General features: G+C 65.1%; 21 protein-coding genes. 17 read left to right on the top strand and 4 right to left on the bottom strand.

Annotated features, from left to right (window positions below; genetic code table 11):
- Positions 1 to 53 precede the first annotated feature (53 nt).
- From KVG96_RS18270 to ccoM, 3 genes are all read left to right on the top strand, one after another.
- Positions 54 to 395 carry an aspartate-semialdehyde dehydrogenase gene (locus KVG96_RS18270; protein ID WP_085581675.1) on the top strand — a complete coding sequence of 114 codons (342 nt, stop codon included), beginning with the start codon at positions 54 to 56 and terminating at the stop codon, positions 393 to 395.
- A 131-nt stretch (positions 396 to 526) separates the two neighbouring features.
- Positions 527 to 688, top strand: a complete 162-nt coding sequence (locus KVG96_RS18265) for a hypothetical protein (protein WP_008016476.1) — start codon at positions 527 to 529, stop codon at positions 686 to 688.
- Between the two features lie 147 nt (positions 689 to 835).
- Positions 836 to 952 carry a cytochrome c oxidase subunit CcoM gene (ccoM, locus tag KVG96_RS27685; protein ID WP_302471303.1) on the top strand — a complete coding sequence of 39 codons (117 nt, stop codon included), beginning with the start codon at positions 836 to 838 and terminating at the stop codon, positions 950 to 952.
- A gap of 245 nt (positions 953 to 1,197) precedes the next feature.
- Here ccoM and KVG96_RS18260 read toward each other — a convergent pair whose 3' ends face one another.
- A complete protein-coding gene (locus tag KVG96_RS18260) occupies positions 1,198 to 2,673 on the bottom strand; it encodes an inorganic phosphate transporter (protein WP_217893337.1) in 1,476 nt (491 codons plus the stop codon).
- A gap of 375 nt (positions 2,674 to 3,048) precedes the next feature.
- Entirely contained in the window at positions 3,049 to 3,249 is a 201-nt protein-coding gene (locus tag KVG96_RS18255; RefSeq protein ID WP_007986337.1) for a hypothetical protein, read from the bottom strand.
- Between the two features lie 640 nt (positions 3,250 to 3,889).
- Here KVG96_RS18255 and pcaR point away from each other — a divergent pair.
- The 11 genes from pcaR (at position 3,890) to pcaC (ending at position 14,860) form a co-directional block, all read left to right on the top strand.
- A complete protein-coding gene (pcaR, locus tag KVG96_RS18250; RefSeq protein WP_217893336.1) occupies positions 3,890 to 4,732 on the top strand; it encodes a pca regulon transcriptional regulator PcaR in 843 nt (280 codons plus the stop codon).
- Positions 4,733 to 5,026: 294 nt separating this feature from the next.
- Positions 5,027 to 6,373, top strand: a complete 1,347-nt coding sequence (gene pcaK / locus KVG96_RS18245) for a 4-hydroxybenzoate transporter PcaK (protein ID WP_217893335.1) — start codon at positions 5,027 to 5,029, stop codon at positions 6,371 to 6,373.
- A 254-nt stretch (positions 6,374 to 6,627) separates the two neighbouring features.
- Positions 6,628 to 7,488, top strand: coding sequence for a CoA transferase subunit A (locus KVG96_RS18240; RefSeq protein WP_217893334.1), 861 nt, complete (start codon positions 6,628 to 6,630; stop codon positions 7,486 to 7,488).
- Positions 7,485 to 8,264 (top strand): CoA-transferase subunit beta, encoded by a 780-nt coding sequence (locus tag KVG96_RS18235; RefSeq protein ID WP_217893333.1) that lies wholly within the window; start codon positions 7,485 to 7,487, stop codon positions 8,262 to 8,264. The genes KVG96_RS18240 and KVG96_RS18235 overlap by 4 nt, the downstream gene beginning before the upstream one ends.
- Complete coding sequence (gene pcaF, locus KVG96_RS18230) at positions 8,261 to 9,466, top strand: 3-oxoadipyl-CoA thiolase (protein WP_217893332.1); 1,206 nt, start codon at positions 8,261 to 8,263, stop codon at positions 9,464 to 9,466. The genes KVG96_RS18235 and pcaF overlap by 4 nt, the downstream gene beginning before the upstream one ends.
- Before the next feature lie 37 nt (positions 9,467 to 9,503).
- Positions 9,504 to 10,208 carry a protocatechuate 3,4-dioxygenase subunit beta gene (gene pcaH, locus KVG96_RS18225; RefSeq protein ID WP_217893331.1) on the top strand — a complete coding sequence of 235 codons (705 nt, stop codon included), beginning with the start codon at positions 9,504 to 9,506 and terminating at the stop codon, positions 10,206 to 10,208.
- A 1-nt stretch (position 10,209) separates the two neighbouring features.
- Positions 10,210 to 10,776 carry a protocatechuate 3,4-dioxygenase subunit alpha gene (gene pcaG, locus KVG96_RS18220; RefSeq protein WP_217893330.1) on the top strand — a complete coding sequence of 189 codons (567 nt, stop codon included), beginning with the start codon at positions 10,210 to 10,212 and terminating at the stop codon, positions 10,774 to 10,776.
- A 171-nt stretch (positions 10,777 to 10,947) separates the two neighbouring features.
- Positions 10,948 to 12,243, top strand: coding sequence for an MFS family transporter (locus KVG96_RS18215; RefSeq protein WP_217893329.1), 1,296 nt, complete (start codon positions 10,948 to 10,950; stop codon positions 12,241 to 12,243).
- Between the two features lie 46 nt (positions 12,244 to 12,289).
- Entirely contained in the window at positions 12,290 to 13,654 is a 1,365-nt protein-coding gene (locus KVG96_RS18210) for a 3-carboxy-cis,cis-muconate cycloisomerase (RefSeq protein WP_217893328.1), read from the top strand.
- 11 nt (positions 13,655 to 13,665) lie between these two features.
- A complete protein-coding gene (gene pcaD / locus KVG96_RS18205; RefSeq protein ID WP_217893327.1) occupies positions 13,666 to 14,457 on the top strand; it encodes a 3-oxoadipate enol-lactonase in 792 nt (263 codons plus the stop codon).
- A 10-nt stretch (positions 14,458 to 14,467) separates the two neighbouring features.
- A complete protein-coding gene (pcaC, locus tag KVG96_RS18200) occupies positions 14,468 to 14,860 on the top strand; it encodes a 4-carboxymuconolactone decarboxylase (RefSeq protein ID WP_085581700.1) in 393 nt (130 codons plus the stop codon).
- A gap of 109 nt (positions 14,861 to 14,969) precedes the next feature.
- Here the strand turns inward: pcaC and KVG96_RS18195 are convergent, their stop codons facing one another.
- Together KVG96_RS18195 and KVG96_RS18190 are read right to left on the bottom strand one after the other, a co-directional pair.
- Positions 14,970 to 15,776, bottom strand: coding sequence for a methyltransferase domain-containing protein (locus tag KVG96_RS18195; protein WP_217893326.1), 807 nt, complete (start codon positions 15,774 to 15,776; stop codon positions 14,970 to 14,972).
- 174 nt (positions 15,777 to 15,950) lie between these two features.
- A complete protein-coding gene (locus KVG96_RS18190) occupies positions 15,951 to 17,210 on the bottom strand; it encodes an OprD family porin (RefSeq protein WP_217893325.1) in 1,260 nt (419 codons plus the stop codon).
- A gap of 585 nt (positions 17,211 to 17,795) precedes the next feature.
- Here KVG96_RS18190 and KVG96_RS18185 point away from each other — a divergent pair.
- From KVG96_RS18185 to KVG96_RS18175, 3 genes are all read left to right on the top strand, one after another.
- On the top strand, positions 17,796 to 18,056 hold the full coding sequence (locus KVG96_RS18185; RefSeq protein ID WP_085581707.1) for an Os1348 family RiPP precursor: 261 nt from the start codon (positions 17,796 to 17,798) through the stop codon (positions 18,054 to 18,056).
- A gap of 98 nt (positions 18,057 to 18,154) precedes the next feature.
- The gene (locus tag KVG96_RS18180; RefSeq protein WP_217893324.1) at positions 18,155 to 18,631 is read left to right on the top strand and encodes a GNAT family N-acetyltransferase; all 477 of its coding nucleotides are present in this window, start codon (positions 18,155 to 18,157) and stop codon (positions 18,629 to 18,631) included.
- 192 nt (positions 18,632 to 18,823) lie between these two features.
- Positions 18,824 to 19,807, top strand: coding sequence for an aKG-HExxH-type peptide beta-hydroxylase (locus tag KVG96_RS18175; protein ID WP_367617492.1), 984 nt, complete (start codon positions 18,824 to 18,826; stop codon positions 19,805 to 19,807).
- Positions 19,808 to 19,818: the final 11 nt, after the last annotated feature.

The raw sequence follows: 19,818 nt of genomic DNA, 5'->3' as shown, positions 1-19,818 counted from the left end.
GGCTCAAGGCGCGACCGGCGCCGCCGATAGCTTGCCGACAGGAGACCCTTCATATGCTGCCACCGATGCTCCCCCTGAGCGCCGTGCCGATCACTTCCCAGCAGGATCCGATCCGCCAGCGGCCGGACATCCCTCCGGTGGTGCCGGTGCAGGAAAGCTCCAACGAAAGCACCATCGACCTGCAAAAGCGCGATCCGGAAGAGGACGGCCTGCTGCTGCGCGAGGAGCAGCGCCGCCAGCAGGAGCGCGACCGCCGCCGGCGCGAGGCCGACGAGGATCCGGAAGAACACCTGGCCGTGCCCGGCACCGAACTCAACGCCGACAACACCGTGCCGGTGGTGCCGCTGATGGAAGACCAGCCGCGCCAGGGGCTGTGGGTTGACATCGAGATTTGACCTGGCGGCACATCAATTGTCGAGGTTCATGCGCTCCGGGCTCTGGTCAGCGCCGGCGTCAGGCCGCATCATGGGCGCAGTCCTGTCGTTGACGCGGCAGTTGCGATTCCTCCACCCATGCACCGAACGCCATGAGCCAAGACGACAAGCTGATCGACCTCAACGCCGAACGCGCCAAGCGGGTTCACGACCTCAACGACAAGCGCCTGAACGAAGTGCGCCAGGCTTTCGAACAGGCGATGCCGTTGGGCAAAGCCAAGAAAAAGCCGAAAAACAAACCGAAAAAGCGTTGATCTCCCCTGCATCCGTTGATGCAGGTCATTTATTCCCCTTCCTCTTCCCCGCGCATCGACCGGCATTGATCCCGGTCAATTTCTCCCTCCGCCCGATTGGTTAACTTAGCTCCATCGCAACAGAGCAGGGGCCAGGAGGCCAGTGTCATGTTTTTCGATAACGTGGTGTTCGCCGGCGTCCTGACCGTTGGCCTCATGGTTGTGTTTTTTGCAGGGTTTGGAATTTTTATCTGGAAGGATGCGAATAAGCGCAAAAAACCGTAGGTCCTTTTGGATTGATGAGCACGCAAGGCATTTTGGGCAACTTCGGTTGCCCTTTTTTTTTGCCTGCGGTTTTTGGGGGGGGGCCTTGGCGGCCTCTGGGCCTGCCTGAACACCCCGATCCCACTGTAGGAGCCAGCCTGCTGGCGATGACGCACTGCCAGCCAACCCCTTCCACCTGACCGCTCCTCAGGCAACAAAAAAGGCGTGATCCTCTCGGACCACGCCTTCTTCAACACCTGTGACGATCAGCTGCCCAGCGCCTTGGACGCCAGCCAGAACAGTCCGGCCGACAGGGCCACGGTGGCCGGCAGGGTCAGTACCCAGGCCAGCAGGATGGTGCGCACGGTACCGCTCTGCAGGCCGCTCTTGTTGGCGACCATGGTGCCGGCCACGCCCGAGGACAGCACGTGGGTGGTGGACACCGGCAGGCTGAAGATGTTGGCCAGGCCGATCATGCTGGCGGCGGTGATCTGGGCCGACATGCCCTGGGCATAGGTCATGCCTTGCTTGCCGATCTTCTCGCCGATGGTCAGCACCACGCGTTTCCAGCCGATCATGGTGCCCAGGCCCAGGGCCAGTGCGACCGCCAGGATCACCCAGAACGGGGCGTATTCGGTGGTGGTGGTCAGGTCCTTGCGCAGCTTGTCCAGGTCAGCCTTTTCGCGGGCCGGCAGGCCTGGCAGCTTGGCGACCTTCTTCGCGGTGTCGTCCAGGCAGAGCAGGTAGCGGCGCACTTCGATGCGGCTTTCCGACGGCAGCGAATGGTAGTCCGCCACGCCTTTGAGGGTGTGGAGCAGGGCGGCGATGGTCGGTTCGGTCTGTTGCGGGTTGCAACGGAATTTCTCCGGCAGGTCGCCTTCCACGCTCTTGCCCAGGGCCAGGAACTCGCCGAGGGAATCGGCGTTGCGCTGGTAGAACTGGCTCAGGTGCAGGGTGGCGTCGCGGGTGCGTTCGATCTGGTAGGTGGTGCTGTTCAGGTCGAGCACGAACTGCGCCGGGACGATGCCGATCAGCACCAGCATGATCAGGCCGATGCCTTTCTGACCGTCGTTGGAGCCGTGCACGAAACTCATGGCCATGGCCGACATCACCAGCACCAGGCGGTTCCAGAACGGCGGGTGCTTCTTGTCGTCGATCTTGCGGCGCTGTTCCGGCGTCTTGTGCATCTTCGACAGCGGGCGCCACCATTTCAGGCCGATCAGCACCAGGGCCGCGACCAGGAAACCGGCCATCGGCGAGAACACCAGCGAGGCGGCGATGTCGACCGCCTTCTGCCAGTTCACCCCGTCCGCCAGCGGAATGTCGTTGATCAGGGCATTGGCCAGGCCGACGCCGAGGATCGAACCGATCAGGGTGTGGGAGCTGGAGGCCGGGATACCGAAGTACCAGGTGCCCAGGTTCCAGGCGATGGCGGCGGCGAGCAGCGAGAACACCATGGCCAGGCCGTGGCCGGTGTTGACGTTGATCAGCAGTTCCACCGGCAGCAGGTGGACGATGGCATACGCCACGCCGACCCCGCCCAGCAGCACGCCGAGGAAGTTGAACACCCCCGAGAAGAACACCGCCAGGTGCGGCGGCATCGCTTTGGTGTAGATCACAGTGGCTACCGCGTTGGCGGTGTCATGAAATCCATTGATGAACTCGAAGGCGAGGACAAATGTCAGGGCGAGCAAGAGGCTCACAAGCACCCAGGCATCCAGTCCGCTGAATAAATCGATCATGAAGGTTTTCTGGCCCGGTCATAAGGGGGCGCGATTATGCCAGAAAAGACCGGAAATCGATCCCCTACCTGCTCATCGGTAACATTCTTCAACGAATTAATTTGTATCAGGCGGCAAAGCCCGAGTGTTTCGCAGGGTTTTGCAAGCGTTTGATTTGATTGGGGAAATGGCTGAACAGCCAGCGCCTGGCCCAAGGCGCAGAGGCTTCGAACGCTTGTGTGAAATATCTCTGAAACGGGTCAGACACGCCGTTTTTGCTGTAGGACGGTAAGGATCGGCCGCTGCCCGCGGGTAGCGGGCGCGCAAGGCATCGTCGTGGCACCGCGCTTGTAACCGGTGTCGACGCAAACCCTTGGACAAGTCAAAGCCAGAGGCTCATGGCTCTTCGGCTTTGAGTTCCTTTTCCATTTTCTGCAGTTCTTGCTGGAAGACCTGATCCTGAACGGTGGCGCGTTTGCGCCAGGGTTTGCGTTCCGGTTCGGGCTGGGCGGCGTAGGTGGTGACTTCCCCGCCGTAAACTTCCTTGTAACGTTGTTCCTGGCGCTCAAGTTCCGCGCGCAGTTCGTCTTTCGTCACAGTGCTACCTGTTTGAGTTGAGATAAATGTCTGGTGAAACGCACTGCAACGAATCGCTCAAGCGAGTCCGCCGACGGCACCGGCCTGAACAGCTGGCGGTGTTGTCGAAGGAACGCTCGGGACTTCCATGTTGCAGGCGGCTACGGCACCAGATTAAAACTGACGCAGCATCAGTTTCCGGTTTCAGCGAGCGCGCTGGCGATGTATGGATAACGGGCATCAGGCGCTGGCCGGGGCCGACGGCGATGGACATCGCGTCGGCGGGCGACGCCGTCGGCAACTAAGGGCGCGGCGTCACTGAGTTGCATTATAGCGGCCGATTCGGGATTGACTATCTTCACCAAGTTAAAAACGGTTGCGCCGGCATGATCGTTTTGTGACTGACATTTTTTATCGGTAGTTGTCGCGGCGATGGCCGGCGGTGTGATTTTGGCGTCATTAAGCCGGACAACTAAGGCTCGCACTCAACAAGCCTTCCAAGTTCAAGGCGAGCGCTGCGGCCGATCCGGAGAGGGCGGGCGGCGATTGCGATTATCGGTCGCCGGTTCGATAATCGCCCAACATTGAAGGCCCGCCGCTTGTGCATCGGTCGGCGGGCCGCTTGTATGGCCGTTGGCCCGCAGAATAAAGAGAACCGGACATGAACGATCAAATGCGCAACTCCTTCACCTCGGTGGCACCGCCGATCGTCGCCTCGCCGGCCAAGCGCATCCAGGCCATGACCGGCGATCGGGATTTCATGACGTCCCTGGCCCGGGGCCTGGCGGTGGTGCAGGCGTTCCAGGAGCGCAAGCGCCACCTGACCATCGCCCAGATCAGCCACCGCACGGAAATCCCCCGCGCCGCCGTGCGCCGTTGCCTGCACACGTTGATCAAGCTCGGCTACGCCACCACCGACGGCCGCACCTACTCGCTGCTGCCCAAGGTGCTGACCCTCGGCCACGCCTATCTGTCCTCCACGCCGCTGGCGGTCTCGGCGCAGCCGTACCTCGACCGCATGAGCGAGCAACTGCACGAGGCCTGCAACATGGCCACGCTGGAGGGCGACGACATCCTCTACATCGCCCGGTCGGCCACCACCCAGCGGCTGATTTCGGTGGACCTGTCGGTGGGCGGGCGGCTGCCGGCGTATTGCACGTCCATGGGGCGGATCCTGCTGGCGGCGCTCGACGACACGTCGCTGCGCGAATACCTCGACCACGCGGAGCTGGTGGCCAAGACCAGCCGCACGCTGCACACCCCCGAAACCCTGCTCGAATGCCTGCAAGAGGTACGGCGCCAAGGCTGGTGCATCGTCGATCAGGAACTGGAGCAGGGCCTGCGTTCGATCGCGGTGCCGGTGTACGACGCCTCGGGCCAGGTGGTGGCGGCGCTCAACGTCAGCACCCACGCGGGCCGCGTCAGCCGCACCGAGCTTGAGCAGCGCTTCTTGCCCGGCCTGCTGAGCGCCAGCCGCGACCTCAGTGCGCAATTGTTCGCCTGAGGAAGCTGTTCGATAAACGCACAGAGTTGCGTTTATCGAATTGACGCTCATTCCTCCGGATCATTAATGTCGCGGCAGCGTCATCCGGCACCGGCTACCTCCGGCCGGCCGATGACGCCTCTGATAATAATGACAAGAGGCAACCTCCCCATGCGCACGTTCCCCGACTGTCGCCGTTCCCGCCCGTGTCGCCGGGCCTGAACCAACGCTCCGATTCCAGCCTTCTATTCTCATGACCGTGCCGCTCTTGGGCCGGCCTCCGTTCGACTGCGTTTTTTGCGTGGAATAAAAACAATGAATCAGCCTCAGTCCGCTGTGGGGCACTGCCTCGACGTGCAGTCCTTCATCAATGCCCAACCGATCTCGCGCTATCAGTGGCGGGTGGTGATCCTGTGTTTCCTGATCGTGTTCCTCGATGGCCTCGACACGGCGGCCATGGGCTTCATCGCCCCGGCCCTGTCCCAGGACTGGGGCATCGACCGCGCCAGCCTGGGGCCTGTGATGAGCGCCGCGCTGATCGGCATGGTGTTCGGCGCCCTGGGTTCGGGCCCTTTGGCCGACCGCTTCGGGCGCAAGGTCGTGCTGGTGGGGGCGGTGGCGCTGTTCGGCGCCTTCAGCCTGGCGTCGGCCTACAGCACCAACGTCGAACAGCTGCTGGTGCTGCGCTTCCTCACGGGCCTGGGACTGGGGGCGGGCATGCCGAACGCCACCACGCTGCTGTCCGAATACACCCCTGAACGCAAGAAGTCGTTGCTGGTGACCAGCATGTTCTGCGGCTTCAACCTCGGCATGGCCGGCGGCGGGTTCATTTCGGCCAAGCTGATCCCGGCGTTCGGCTGGCACAGCCTGCTGCTGATCGGCGGGATCCTGCCGCTGCTCCTCGCGCTGGTGCTGATGGCCTGGCTGCCGGAATCGGCGCGGTATCTGGTGGTGCGCAACCGCGGCACCGACAAGGTGCGCAAGGCCCTGGCGCCGATCGATCCGGCCCGGGTCGCCCAGGCATCGGCCTTCAGCGTGCCGGAGCAGAAGACCGTCAAGGCGCGCAACGTGTTCGCGGTGATCTTCTCCGGCACCTACAGCACCGGCACGCTGCTGCTGTGGCTGACCTACTTCATGGGCCTGGTGATCGTGTACCTGTTGACCAGCTGGCTGCCGACCCTGATGCGCGACAGCGGCGCGAGCATGGAGCAGGCCGCGTTCATCGGCGCGCTGTTCCAGTTCGGCGGGGTGCTGAGCGCGGTGGCCGTCGGCTGGGCGATGGATCGGTTCAATCCGCACAAGGTCATCGGCACGTTCTACCTGCTGGCCGGGGTGTTCGCCTACGCGGTGGGGCAGAGCCTGGGCCACATCACACTGCTGGCGACCCTGGTGCTGGTGGCCGGCATGTGCGTGAACGGCGCGCAATCGGCGATGCCGTCGCTGGCGGCGCGGTTCTACCCGACCCAAGGGCGGGCGACCGGGGTGTCGTGGATGCTGGGGATCGGCCGGTTCGGCGCGATTCTCGGGGCCTGGATGGGCGCCACCCTGTTGGGGCTGGGCTGGAACTTCGAACAGGTGCTGACGGCGCTGGTGATTCCGGCGGCGCTGGCCACCACGGCCGTGTTGATCAAAGGGTTGGTCAGCCACGCGGATGCGACTTGAGTCAGGACTGAATGATCCGGCTTTCGCGAGCAGGCTCGCGCCTACAGGAAAACGCATTTCTCTGTAGGCGCGAGCCTGCTCGCGATGCTTTTGGCAGTGATCGTTAGTGAGACAACAATCTGTTCGATAAACGAACACTCACTCGATTATCGGATTGTTTGGCGTTTTTCACGGGCTTAATCTTCAGTGACTCCGGCGCCGAACCTCGCGCCTTTTTATCACTGGCGATTCACTACAGAACGGGAGCCAGCTCCATGGCCGAGATCCTTTCGCTGCACGACGCGGTGAAGCAATTCGTCAACGATGGCGACACCGTCGCGCTCGAAGGCTTCACCCACCTGATCCCGACGGCGGCGGGTCATGAAATCATCCGCCAGGGCAAGAAAGACCTGACCCTGGTGCGGATGACGCCTGACCTGATCTACGACCAACTGATCGGTGCCGGTTGTGCCCGCAAGCTGATCTTCTCCTGGGGCGGCAACCCGGGCGTGGGCTCGCTGCACCGTCTGCGCGACGCGGTCGAGAAGCAGTGGCCGCATGCGATTGAAATCGAGGAGCACAGCCACGCCGACCTGGCCAACGCCTATGTGGCCGGCGCATCCGGCCTGCCGTTCGCGGTGCTGCGCGCCTACGCCGGTTCCGACCTGCCCAAGGTCAACCCGCTGATCAAGAGCGTGACTTGCCCGTTCACCGGTGAAGTGCTGGCGGCGGTGCCGTCGGTGCGCCCGGACGTGACCGTGATCCACGCGCAGAAGGCCGACCGCAAGGGCAACGTGCTGCTGTGGGGGATCCTCGGGGTGCAGAAGGAAGCGGCGTTGGCGGCCAAGCGCTGCATCGTCACCGTCGAGGAAATCGTCGATGACCTCAACGCACCGATGAATGCCTGCGTCCTGCCGACCTGGGCCCTGAGCGCGGTCTGCCATGTGCCGGGCGGCGCGCACCCGTCCTACGCCCACGGTTACACCGAGCGCGACAACCGCTTCTACCAGGCGTGGGATCCGATCGCCCGCGACCGTGCGACGTTTACCGCGTGGATCGACGAATACATCCATGGCTGCGCTGACTTCGGCGCGTTCCAGGCCAAGTTGGCCGCGGCTTCGGAGGCCCAGCAATGACTTACACCACCCATGAAATGATGACCGTGGCCGCGGCCCGTCGTCTGAAGAACGGCTCGGTGTGCTTCGTCGGCATCGGCCTGCCGTCGAAAGCCGCCAACCTGGCGCGCCTGACCTCGTCACCGGACGTGGTGCTGATCTACGAATCCGGCCCGATCGGCGCCAAGCCGAGCGTGCTGCCGCTGTCCATCGGCGACGGCGAACTGGCGGAGACCGCCGATACGGTGGTGCCGACCGGCGAGATTTTCCGCTACTGGCTGCAGGGCGGGCGCATCGACGTCGGCTTCCTCGGCGCGGCCCAGGTCGACCGCTTCGGCAACATCAACACCACGGTGGTGGGCGATTACCACCAGCCGAAAGTGCGCTTGCCGGGTGCCGGCGGTGCGCCGGAAATCGCCGGCTCCGCCAAGAGCGTGCTGATCATCCTTAAACAGTCGGCGCGTTCGTTTGTCGACAAGCTCGACTTCATCACCTCGGTCGGCCACGGCGAAGGCGGCGATTCGCGTCAGCGTCTGGGGCTGCCGGGCGCCGGGCCGGTGGGCATCATCACCGACCTGTGCATCATGGAACCGGAGGCGGGCACCCATGAGTTCGTGGTGACCGCGCTGCATCCGGGCGTGACCCGGGAGCAGGTGAGCGCCGCCACCGGCTGGCCGATCCGTTTCGCCGAGCAGGTGGCCACCACCGCCGAGCCGACCGCCGTCGAGCTGACCGCCCTGCGCGAGCTGGAAGCCCGCACCGCCGTGGCCCACGGCCAAGCCCCGGGAGAAGCATGATGCGCGACGTGTACATCTGCGATGCGATCCGCACCCCCATCGGCCGGTTCGGCGGCGGCCTGTCCGCCGTGCGTGCCGACGACCTGGCCGCCGTGCCGATCAAGGCCCTGATGGAACGCAACCCGTCGGTGGACTGGACGGCGCTGGACGAGGTGTTCCTCGGCTGCGCCAACCAGGCCGGTGAAGACAACCGCAACGTGGCGCGCATGGCGCTGCTGCTGGCGGGCCTGCCGGACAGCGTGCCGGGGGTGACCCTCAACCGTCTCTGCGCCTCGGGCATGGACGCCATCGGCACCGCGTTCCGCGCCATCGCCAGCGGCGAGATGGAACTGGCCATCGCCGGCGGCGTCGAGTCGATGTCCCGTGCGCCGTTCGTGATGGGCAAGGCCGACGCGGCCTTCTCGCGCAACCTGAAACTGGAAGACACCACCATCGGCTGGCGCTTCGTCAACCCGCTGATGAAGGCCCGGTACGGCGTGGATGCGATGCCGCAGACCGCCGACAACGTGGCCGACGACTATCAGGTGTCCCGCGCCGACCAGGACGCGTTCGCCCTGCGCAGCCAACAGCGCACCGCGGCGGCCCAGGCCGCCGGCTACTTCGCCGAAGAGATCGTCGAGGTGCGCATCGCCCACAAGAAAGGCGAGACCGTGGTCAGCGAGGACGAGCATCCCCGCGCCGACACCACCCTCGAAGCCCTGGCCAGACTGAAACCGGTCAACGGCCCGGACAAGACCGTCACCGCCGGCAACGCCTCGGGCGTCAACGACGGTGCGGCGGCCCTGATCCTGGCCTCGGCCGAGGCGGTGAAAAAACATGGCCTGACCGCCCGCGCCAAGGTGCTGGGCATGGCCAGCGCCGGGGTGGCGCCGCGGGTGATGGGCATCGGCCCGGTGCCGGCGGTGCGCAAGCTCACCGAGCGCCTGGGGCTGGCGGTCAGCGATTTCGATGTGATCGAGCTCAACGAAGCGTTCGCCAGCCAGGGCCTGGCGGTGCTGCGCGAACTGGGGCTGGCGGACGACGCGCCGCAGGTCAACCCGAACGGCGGCGCGATCGCCCTCGGCCATCCGCTGGGCATGAGCGGCGCCCGGCTGGTGCTGACGGCGCTGCATCAGTTGGAGAAGAGCGGCGGCAAGAAGGGCCTGGCGACCATGTGCGTCGGCGTCGGCCAGGGTCTGGCCCTGGCCATCGAACGCGTCTGACCCTGCGCCCTGACGAACAAGAACCGAGGAAAGCGAAATGACTGACAAGCCTGGCTACCGCCGTCCGCAGGAAGGCACCCAGCCGCCGTACCTGCACCCGACCTACCGATCCACCAACCTGCGTGCGCCGTCCAGGCCGTTGGTGTTCCTGCCGCATTCGCTGTCGGAGATCACCGGCCCGACCATCGGCGCCGAGCGGGTCGGCGACAACGATCACGACCTGACCGCGCAGCACGCCGGCGAGCCGCTGGGCGAGCGGATCATCATTCACGGCCGGGTGCTGGACGAAGACGGCCTGCCGGTGCCGGGCATCCTGGTGGAGATCTGGCAGGCCAACGCCGCCGGCCGCTACCACCATGCCCGCGACCTGCACGACGCGCCGCTGGACCCGAACTTCACCGGCACCGGCCGCACCGTGACCGACGCCGACGGCCGCTACGAGTTCCGGACCATCAAGCCCGGCGCCTACCCGTGGGGCAACCACCACAATGCCTGGCGCCCGGCGCACGTGCATTTCTCGCTGTTCGGGCCGAGCATCCTCACGCGCCTGGTCACCCAGATGTACTTCCCCGGCGACCCGCTGCTGGCCTACGACCCGATCTACAACTGCGTGCCGGACACGAGCGCCAAGGAGCGCCTGATCGCCGCATTCGATCTGGAAAAAACCATTCCGTCCTACGCCCTCGCTTACCGCTGGGACATCGTGCTGCGCGGCCGCGAAGCCACGCCGATGGAGAAATGAGATGACCCTGACCGCGACCACGTCCCACACCGTCGGGCCGTACTACCACATCGGCCTGACCTGGCTGAACCGCGAGCAACTCGCCGACGAACTTGCCCTGGGCGAACGCGTGGCGATCACCGGGCAAGTCGTCGACGGCAACGGCGACACCGTCAACGACGCCATGCTCGAAGTCTGGCAGGCCAACGCCGCCGGCAAGTACGCCCATCCGGAGGACGAGCAGGACAAACCGCTGGATCCGCACTTCGAAGGCTTCGGCCGGGTGCCGGTGGACGCCGAGGGGCGCTTTCGCTTCACCACCATCAAGCCGGGCACCGTGCCGGGCCTCAAGGGCACGACCCAGGCGCCGCACCTGGTGGTGCTGGTGTTCGCCCGCGGCCTGGTCAAGCACCTGCTGACCCGGATCTACTTCGAGGGCGATCCGGCGAACGTGAACGATCCGCTGCTCGAATGCGTGCCCGCCGAACGCCGTGCGACGCTGCTGGCCAGGCAGGACGCGACCGGCGTTTACCAATGGAACGTGATCCTGCAGGGCACCGAGGCCGAGACGGTGTTCTTCGACTACTGAACCCGCCGCAGCTTCTGCAGGAGCCAGCAGGCTGGCTCCTGCATGGATAGGGCATGACTGATCCATCACTGAGATTTCCCATCAGGGAAACCCGGTGACGGATGTAGGTGTGGAACGGGGCTGTTACGAAGTGTGTCTAGACTTTCACCTGTCCCCTCAGAGTAAACAACAATGACAACATTGACCTCCCCTTACACCGGCGAAGAGCGCAGCAAGCGCATCTTCGCCATTGTCGGCGCGTCGTCCGGCAACCTCGTCGAATGGTTCGACTTCTATGTCTACGCCTTCTGCGCGATCTATTTCGCTCCGGCGTTCTTCCCCTCCGACAACCCCACGGTGCAGCTGGTCAACACGGCCGGCGTGTTCGCCGCCGGCTTCCTGATGCGGCCCATCGGCGGCTGGATCTTCGGCCGTGTGGCGGACAAGCACGGGCGCAAGAACTCGATGATGATCTCGGTGCTGATGATGTGCTTCGGCTCGCTGCTCATCGCCTGCCTGCCCACCTACAACAGCATCGGGGTCTGGGCGCCGGTGCTGCTGCTGTTCGCCCGTCTGCTGCAAGGCCTGTCGGTGGGCGGCGAGTACGGCACCACCGCCACCTACATGAGCGAAGTGGCGCTCAAGGGCCAGCGCGGGTTCTTCGCCTCGTTCCAGTACGTGACCCTGATCGGCGGGCAACTGCTGGCGGTGCTGCTGGTGGTGATCCTGCAGCAGTTCCTCAGCGAAGATGAACTGCGCGCCTACGGCTGGCGGATCCCGTTCGTGGTCGGCGCGGCGGCGGCGCTGATCTCGCTGTTCCTGCGTCGCTCCCTGAAGGAGACCACCAGCAAGGAGGGCCGCGAGAACAAGGACGCCGGCAGCCTGCGCGCGCTGTTCCGCGACCACAAGGCCGCGTTCATCACCGTGCTCGGCTACACCGCCGGCGGCTCGCTGATCTTCTACACCTTCACCACCTACATGCAGAAGTACCTGGTGAACACCGCCGGCATGCACGCCAAGACCGCCAGTTACATCATGACCGGCGCGCTCTTCCTTTATATGTGCATGCAGCCGCTGTTCGGCATGCTCGCGGACAGGATCGGCCGACGCAATTCGATGCTCTGGTTCGGCGCCCTCGGTACGCTGTTCACGGTGCCGATCCTGCTGAGCCTGAAAAGCGTCAGCAGCCCGTTCCTGGCTTTCGTGCTGATCACCGTGGCGCTGGCCATCGTCAGTTTCTACACCTCGATCAGCGGCCTGGTGAAGGCCGAAATGTTCCCGCCCGAAGTCCGCGCCCTCGGCGTCGGCCTGGCGTATGCGGTGGCCAACGCGATCTTCGGCGGTTCGGCCGAATACGTGGCCCTGAGCCTGAAGTCGGCGGGCATGGAAAACTCGTTCTACTGGTACGTCACGGTGATGATGGCGGTGGCGTTCCTGTTCAGCCTGCGCCTGCCGAAACAGGCGGCGTACCTGCACCACGATCTCTGAAACCCCGTGCGCGGGCCCAAGCGGCCCGCGCCGGCAAGGACTGTTTATGACGCAACGACCGGGCAATCAATTGTTCGATGCCTACTTCACCGCCCGCGACATGCGCGAGGTGTTCTGCGACCGGGGCCGGGTGCAGGCGATGCTCGACGTCGAGGCCGCGCTGGCCAGGGTCCAGGCGCGGGTCGGGGTGATCCCGGCGAGCGCGGTGCCGGCCATCGAAGCCGCGTGCCGTGCGGACCTGTACGACTTCGAGGCGCTGGGCGAGGCGATCGCCAGCGCCGGCAACTCGGCGATTCCGCTGGTCAAGGCGCTGGGCAAGCGGATCGCCGCGACCGACGCCGAGGCCGAACGCCATGTGCACCTGGGCGCCACCAGCCAGGACGTGATGGACTCCGGGCTGGTGCTGCAACTGCGCCAGGCCCTGGCGTTGATCGAGGGCGAGCTGGCGCAGCTGGCCGATGCGTTGGCCACGCAAGCGCAGCGCTATGCCGCGACGCCGCTGGCCGGGCGCACCTGGCTGCAGCACGCGACGCCGGTCACGCTGGGCATGAAGATCGCCGGATGCCTCGGCGCCTTGACCCGCAGCCGCCAGCGCCTGCGTGAGCTGAAGCCGCGCCTGCTGGCGCTGCAGTTCGGCGGCGCCTCCGGCACCCTCGCGGCGCTGGGCGAGCAGGCGCTGCCGGTCGCCCGGGCGCTGGCCGAGGAGCTGCAACTGACGCTGCCCGAACAGCCCTGGCACACCCAGCGCGACCGCATCGTCGAGTTCGGCGCCGTGCTCGGCTTGATCGCCGGCGGCTTGGGCAAGCTTGGCCGCGACATCAGCCTGCTGATGCAGACCGAAGCCGCCGAAGTGTTCGAACCGTCGGCGCCGGGCAAGGGCGGTTCCTCGACCATGCCGCACAAGCGCAACCCGGTGGGGGCGGCGGTGCTGATCGGCGCCGCGACGCGGGTGCCGGGGCTGGTCTCGACGCTGTTCAGCGCCATGCCCCAGGAGCACGAGCGCAGCCTGGGGCTGTGGCACGCCGAATGGGAAACCCTGCCGGAAATCTGCTGCCTGGTGTCCGGCGCCCTGCAACAGGCGCGGCTGCTGGCGGAGGGCATGGAAGTCGATGCCGAGCGCATGGGCCGCAATCTTGAGCTGACCCAAGGGCTGGTGCTGGCCGAAGCGGTGAGCATCGTCCTGTCGCAACGGGTCGGCCGCGACGCCGCCCATCATCTGCTGGAGCAGTGCTGCAAACGGGCGGTGGCCGAGCGGCGCCACCTGCGCGCCGTGCTCGGCGACGAGCCCCAGATCACCGCCCAGATGAGCGGCGCGGAACTGGATCACCTGCTGGACCCCGCCCATTACCTCGGCCAGGCACGCGTCTGGGTCGAGCGGGCGGTGGCCGAACATCACGCGTTGTCTGTCTGAAGGAGAGAGCTGTGGCTTTCGTACCACTCGCCGATGGCGAACTGCATTACCAGATTGAAGGCCCGGTCGATGCGCCGGTGCTGGTGCTGTCCAACTCGCTGGGCACCGACCTGCACATGTGGGACGTACAGATGCCGGCGTTCACCCGGCATTTCCGGGTGCTGCGCTTCGACACCCGCGGCCACGGCCGCTCGCTGGTGACCCCGGGGCCGTACAGCATCGAACAGCTGGGCCGCGACGTGTTGGCGCTGCTCGATGCGCTGCACATCGAACGCGCGCACTTCTGCGGGCTGTCGATGGGCGGGCTGATCGGCCAGTGGCTGGGGATCAATGCCGGCCAACGGCTGAACAAGCTGATCGTCTGCAACACGGCGGCGAAGATCGGCGATCCGTCGGTGTGGAACCCGCGCATCGATACCGTGCTGCGCGACGGTCCGGCGGCGATGGTCGCCCTGCGCGATGCGTCCATCGCCCGTTGGTTCACCCCGGACTTTTCGGCGGCCAACCCGGCGGCCGCGAAGCAGATCACCGACATGCTCGCGGCCACGTCGCCCGAAGGCTACGCGGCCAACTGCGCGGCGGTGCGCGATGCCGATTTCCGTGACCGGCTGGGTGAGATCAAGGTGCCGCTGCTGGTGATCGCCGGCAGCGACGACGCGGTGACGCCGCCGTCCGGCGGGCATTACATCCAGGAGCGTGTGCAGGGCGCCGAGTACGCCGAGTTCCATGCCGCGCACCTGTCCAACGTCCAGGCCGGCCACGCGTTCAGCGACCGGGTACTGGCGTTCCTGAAGGCCGATTGAGGAAGACACCGTGGACGAGAAGCAACGTTACGACGACGGCATGCAGGTGCGCCGCGCGGTGCTGGGCGATGCCCACGTCGACCGCAGCCTGAACGCCCTGACCGAGTTCAACGCCGAGTTCCAGGAGATGATCACCCGCCACGCCTGGGGCGACATCTGGACCCGCCCGGGCCTGCCGCGCCACACCCGCAGCCTGATCACCATCGCCATGCTGATCGGCATGAACCGCGAGGGCGAACTCAAGCTGCACCTGCGCGCCGCCGCCAACAACGGCGTGAGCCGGGGCGAGATCAAGGAAGTGATCATGCAGAGCGCGATCTACTGCGGGATCCCGGCGGCCAACGCGACGTTCCACCTGGCCGAGTCGGTGTGGGATGAACTGGGGGTCGAATCCCGTGGTTGAGCGGCGCTTGAGCTGACCCATCGCGAGCAGGCTCGCTCCTGCCAGTGGCCGCATTCCAGCTGACAGAATGCAATCCACTGCAGGAGCGAGCCTGCTCGCGATGGCGGTTTCACACCCTGGCCACAATGAAAATCCGCTTGAACGGAAACAGCGTCAGCCCGTCGTCCTCCGGCGGGTAGTGCGCATGCAGCCTGAGCAGGTAGTGGTAGATGAACCGCGCCTGCTCCCCGGCGTCCAGCCCTTGCAGCACCGGCCGCAGCGCCGAGACCTTGACCCAGTCGTAGACCGGCGACTGGCCTTGCACCGCCTGCAGCTGCTCGGTTTCCCAGATGTCCAGCGAGCGGGTCAGCGGCGCCAGCAAGCGGTAGTAGTCCTCCAGCGACAGCAGCGGCCGTGCCGCCATGCGCTGGCGCAACTGCGCCGAGCCCAACGGTTTGCCGCCGGGGCCGGCGTCGTCGAGGGTGTCGAGCATCAGCCGGTACCACAGCGCGTCGCGCCAGTCCGGCAGGTGCGCGGCCAGGCAGCCGCCGGGGTTGAGATGGCCCAGCAGACGCGGCAGCAACTGTTCGTGGTCGTCGAGAAAGTGCAGCACCGCCGCCGCGAACAGCAGGTCCGCCGGCCGCTCGGGTCGCCAGTGCAGCAGGTCGCACTGTTGCCAGTGCGCCGTGATCGGCAGGCGCCGGGCCTCCTCGAGCATCTGCGCGGAGCTGTCGATGCCGCACAGGTACGCACGGGGCCAGCGCCGGGCGAGCAATCGGGTGGCGATGCCGGTGCCGCAGCCCAGGTCGTAGAGACACTGGGGCTTTTTCAGCGTGATGCGGCCGAGCAGTTCGTTGACCGGTCTTTGCCGGTGCAGCGCAAAGCGCTGGTAAGCCTTGGCGTCCCAGTCGGGTGTTGCGTCGAGTCGGGCGACCATGAGGGTGTCCTCCGGTGATCGGTGGTGTCTTCCGATGACAGCCTGGCTCGAACTTCAACAGATAACGGAAGCGGAAAAGGGGAGTCACCTGAGTTTTTCAGGTGCTCTCACTTTACTGGATCCCGGACGCCGCGCAGGGCGTCCGGACGGATGGCGTCGCCCCGGCGCAAGCGATCACAGCAGGCTGATCGGATAGCTGACGATCAGGCGGTTCTCGTCGAACGCGTTGTTGCTGTAGTCCCGGCGCATGGTCGAGTTGCGCCAGCGCACGCTCAGGTCCTTGAGCGTGCCGCTCTGCACGGTGTAGCCCAGCTCCGACTCGCGGCCCCATTCCTTGCCGTCGGAGGTGGTGGCGGTGTGCACGTTGTCGCCTTTGATGTAGCGGTTCATCAGGGTCAGGCCGGGGATGCCGAGGGCGGCGAAATTGTAGTCGTGGCGCACCTGCCAGGAGCGTTCCCGGGCATTGTCGTAGCTTGAGTTGTAGCTGTCGTTGGCCAGGGTGCCGCCGCTGGTGCCGTTGACCCGCATCCAGGCGCTGTCGCCGGTGAGCTTCTGCAGGCCGACGTAGAAGGTGCTGGCGCCGTACCTCGCCGAGAACAGGCCGGACCAGGTCTTGTTGTCGAGGTCGCCGGCCCGGGCGCTGCCGTCGTCCTTGCCGTAGAAGAAGCCGAGGTTGGCCCCCAGCGTCCAGTCGCCCAAGGGCTGGCTGTGGATCAGGTTGACGTATTGCTGGCGGTAGATGTCCTTGAGCTGGGCGTTCCACACGCCGATCTGGGTGCGCTTGCCGTTGAACGCGTATTCGCCGCCCTGGAAGTTGAAGCGGTCGGAGGTGAACGCCGGTTTGCCGGTCATCGACAGGTCGCCCATGCTGCTGTCGTCGCGGGGGCTGTTGGCGCGGAACTGGCCGCCGTAGAGGGTCAGGCCGTCGATTTCCTTCGAGGTGAGCTGCCCGCCGCGAAAGGTCTGCGGCAGCGAGCGGCCGTCGTCCGAACGCAGGATCGGCAGCACCGGCATCCATTCGCCGACCTTGATCTCGGTCTGCGACAGCCGGGCCTTGAGCGCGACGTTGGTGCGGCCGAAGGTGTCCGCCGGGCGGCCGTCATGGTCCAGCGGCAGCAGTTGCGTGCCGCCGGTGCCCTTGCCGCCGTCGAGCTTCACCGAGTACAGCCCCAGCACGTCCACGCCGAAGCCGACGGTGCCCTGGGTGAAGCCGGACTTGGCGTCGAGAATGAAGTTCTGCGTCCATTCCTCGGCCTTGCCCTGGGCCTTGGTCGGGTCGGTGAAGTTGCGGTTGATGTAGAAGTTGCGCAGGTTCAGGCCGGCCTTGGCGCCTTCGATGAAACCCGGCTCTTCGGCGGCGGCGGGTAGGGCCGTGCCGGCCAGGGTCAAGGCGATCAGGCCGGGAATTGCGTAGGGCGCAGGGGAACGTGTCATGGGCTCGGGTCTCTCTGATTATTGGGGATGAGGCAGGGCACCGCCGCAACCTTGGGTTGCAGACAAAAAGAAGCGGTCGTCGTGGCGGAGGGGGGGATCAGCCCGAGCGGGGAGGGCGTGTCGTCATGGGGATGAACCTGTTTTTATTGGTTTTGTCGGTGCGGGCAATGGTGAAGGGGATCGGCGCGGGGATTCAATCGGGGTGAGCCGGGTTGTGGGCGATTATCGAACGAAAATCGGCGGCGGTTGCCTTTGCCCCTCGGGCGCCATTCCCAATCAAATCCCGTGCTTATGTTGCGTGTTCGCCCATTGTTTTTGTGCCGCTGAATTAATGACGGAGTTTGAACTGTTTAGTTCTTTGGTAGTAGGAAAGTTCTTACAGTAAATATGGCAATTAAAGGCCCCTGGATAATCGCCGGATAAACTTAATATTTGGTGTTGTCGCTTATCGTGAAAAGATTTAATGATATCCGTGCTTGTAACTGGCAAAGGAAAGCGGCGTTGCTATATTCAGGATTCCCGGAGGGGCAGAGAGTTTAATGTTTCGCCCGGGATGTTTCTTTATTGATGACAAGGAGAGAAAGCATGTCTGCAAAAGTGAATCAGGAACGTCTCGCGACAGTGGTGGGTCGTGCCCTTATTGATAAGGAGTTTGCGGAACAGTTGCATAAGGACGCCGAAGGCGCCGCCAAGAGGATCGGCGTGCACTTGAGTGCCACCGAACTCACGGCGGTGAAGAACATCGACTCCGCCAAACTGGTCAGTGCAGGGGCGGGCATTCGCGACAAGCTGGGCACTGCCGCGATCTTTGACCAGCAACAGCAGGTCCAGGCGCGGATGGACTGACGCCCGGGGGCCGTTTGGCGCGCTCCGGAGCGGCGATCCGGTTCCGAAGCACGCCAAACGGCCTGATCGACAGCGCTTGGACAAGGAGTGAGCCGCTCATGCCAGTCACCTTGGTTCCCATGGACGATGCGGATTTCGCGGTGTTCACCGAACGGGCGGTCGAGGAGTACGCCCAGGGCATGGCCGCGTCGGGAGAGTGGAGCGAGCAAGAGGCGCCGCAGCGCTCCGGCGCGGCGTTCACGCAACTGCTCGAGCACGGGCGGCAGACCGCCGGCCACCGGCTCTGGGTGATCGAGGACGGGGAGCGGCGCATCGGCGAGTTGTGGATCGCCCAGCGGCATGTCGGCGCCCGGTCGGTCGCCTTCATCCTGGATGTCTACATCGAGCCCGGCGAGCGCCGCCAAGGCTATGCCCGGCAATCGATGCTGGCCGCCGAGGACTGGGCCCGCCGGCACGGGTGCGAAGAAATGCGCCTGCACGTGTTCGGCCGCAATGCGCCGGCCCGTCGCCTTTATGAACAATTGGGGTATGACATCGCCAGCCTGAGCATGGCGAAGCCATTGCCGCCTGCCTGAAAAGGATGGTTGAACATGGATATTGCACACCACGGCCAACTTGATGCGGCTGTCGATGAACTGTTCAAGGGCACTACCTTTCTTCCGGACACCGATATGTCCCGGTTTGAAACATTGCTCGAACATGTCAGCCGGAACCGATTTACGACATTCACTGTTTTATATGCTGAGCTATACAAGTTGTTTGCCGAGGTGGAACGCTTGTCGGACTTCTTTGATCAGGCGGTCGAACTTATCGTCCTGCCGAAACGTGAACAGTATCCGATCGTCAATGATCCGGTCTTTCAGATCTGGGTCGGTCAGGCTTTCCGTGACACCAACCATATCTTGACCGCGAAGGTCGAAGGCACGGCGGAACTTGAAAAGACCGTGTCCGGATTCACCGGCATGTTGAGCCGGGTCAAGGCCCGGCATGCGTCAGGCGTCATACCGGTGGAACCGCCGGTGTACCGGTTCGATGCCGACCCGTTGATCATGCAGGCCACGCCGCCCAGCTACGAGTTCCCGGAGGACGACGCGGCCCGCAAGCGTCTGGAGCGCGGCGTGTTTTCCAGCCGGTTCTTTGCCGATGTGGTGAAAATCGCCCTGCTGCGGATCGAACACACCTGGCCGGACTGCCGGGAACAGATCAGGCATCTGGTCAAATCCATCTGCTTCCTGCCCGACGGCACCTTCCGCAGTTGTTCGGCCTCGCGCTACACCGGGGTGGTCCTGCTGGCGAGCCGGGACGAGTCGATCCTCGACCTGGAGGAATCGCTGGTGCACGAGGCCACCCATCAGTTGCTCTACCACGTCGTCGAGGTGGCCCCGGTGGTCGAGCCGCAGGCTTCGCAGGAGGCCACGTTCAGCCTGCCGTGGTCGGGGCAGAAGCGTGACCTGTACGGCTACTTCCACGCGTTCTACGTGTACGTCGCGCTGGTCAAGTACATGGAGCGGGTGCGCTCGCGCTCCGCCGAGGAACTCAAGCGCGCGCAGAACCGCATGCTGTTCATCGTGCGCGGGCTGATCCGGGCCTTGCCGGACCTGGAAGGCAGCCCCGACTTCACCCGCCACGGGCGCCAGTTGCTGGACAACCTGGCGGCGGAAGTGCGGGCCATGGAAAGCCGCCACGCCGGACTGCTCGCCATCACCGCCCCGTTGTCCGCCGCGCTGCCGGTGCTGGGCGCCACCGCTTGACGCCAGGGAGG

The sequence above is a fragment of the Pseudomonas ekonensis genome (assembly GCF_019145435.1).
GTDB classification, from domain to species: domain Bacteria; phylum Pseudomonadota; class Gammaproteobacteria; order Pseudomonadales; family Pseudomonadaceae; genus Aquipseudomonas; species Aquipseudomonas ekonensis.
The sequence above is the reverse complement of the archived record's forward strand: the minus strand, read 5'-3'. Positions and strand labels throughout refer to the sequence as shown.

What these genes read in the sequence shown, in the direction of transcription:
- KVG96_RS18180 (WP_217893324.1), top strand. Translation starts at nt 18,155, where the DNA reads ATGCCAGTCACCTTGGTTCCCATGGACGATGCGGATTTCGCGGTGTTC.
- KVG96_RS18190 (WP_217893325.1), bottom strand. Translation starts at nt 17,210, where the DNA reads ATGACACGTTCCCCTGCGCCCTACGCAATTCCCGGCCTGATCGCCTTG.
- pcaR (WP_217893336.1), top strand. Translation starts at nt 3,890, where the DNA reads ATGAACGATCAAATGCGCAACTCCTTCACCTCGGTGGCACCGCCGATC.
- KVG96_RS18185 (WP_085581707.1), top strand. Translation starts at nt 17,796, where the DNA reads ATGTCTGCAAAAGTGAATCAGGAACGTCTCGCGACAGTGGTGGGTCGT.
- pcaG (WP_217893330.1), top strand. Translation starts at nt 10,210, where the DNA reads ATGACCCTGACCGCGACCACGTCCCACACCGTCGGGCCGTACTACCAC.
- KVG96_RS18265 (WP_008016476.1), top strand. Translation starts at nt 527, where the DNA reads ATGAGCCAAGACGACAAGCTGATCGACCTCAACGCCGAACGCGCCAAG.
- pcaH (WP_217893331.1), top strand. Translation starts at nt 9,504, where the DNA reads ATGACTGACAAGCCTGGCTACCGCCGTCCGCAGGAAGGCACCCAGCCG.
- KVG96_RS18235 (WP_217893333.1), top strand. Translation starts at nt 7,485, where the DNA reads ATGACTTACACCACCCATGAAATGATGACCGTGGCCGCGGCCCGTCGT.
- pcaK (WP_217893335.1), top strand. Translation starts at nt 5,027, where the DNA reads ATGAATCAGCCTCAGTCCGCTGTGGGGCACTGCCTCGACGTGCAGTCC.
- KVG96_RS18215 (WP_217893329.1), top strand. Translation starts at nt 10,948, where the DNA reads ATGACAACATTGACCTCCCCTTACACCGGCGAAGAGCGCAGCAAGCGC.
- KVG96_RS18240 (WP_217893334.1), top strand. Translation starts at nt 6,628, where the DNA reads ATGGCCGAGATCCTTTCGCTGCACGACGCGGTGAAGCAATTCGTCAAC.
- pcaF (WP_217893332.1), top strand. Translation starts at nt 8,261, where the DNA reads ATGATGCGCGACGTGTACATCTGCGATGCGATCCGCACCCCCATCGGC.
- KVG96_RS18260 (WP_217893337.1), bottom strand. Translation starts at nt 2,673, where the DNA reads ATGATCGATTTATTCAGCGGACTGGATGCCTGGGTGCTTGTGAGCCTC.
- KVG96_RS18210 (WP_217893328.1), top strand. Translation starts at nt 12,290, where the DNA reads ATGACGCAACGACCGGGCAATCAATTGTTCGATGCCTACTTCACCGCC.
- KVG96_RS18195 (WP_217893326.1), bottom strand. Translation starts at nt 15,776, where the DNA reads ATGGTCGCCCGACTCGACGCAACACCCGACTGGGACGCCAAGGCTTAC.
- ccoM (WP_302471303.1), top strand. Translation starts at nt 836, where the DNA reads ATGTTTTTCGATAACGTGGTGTTCGCCGGCGTCCTGACCGTTGGCCTC.
- KVG96_RS18270 (WP_085581675.1), top strand. Translation starts at nt 54, where the DNA reads ATGCTGCCACCGATGCTCCCCCTGAGCGCCGTGCCGATCACTTCCCAG.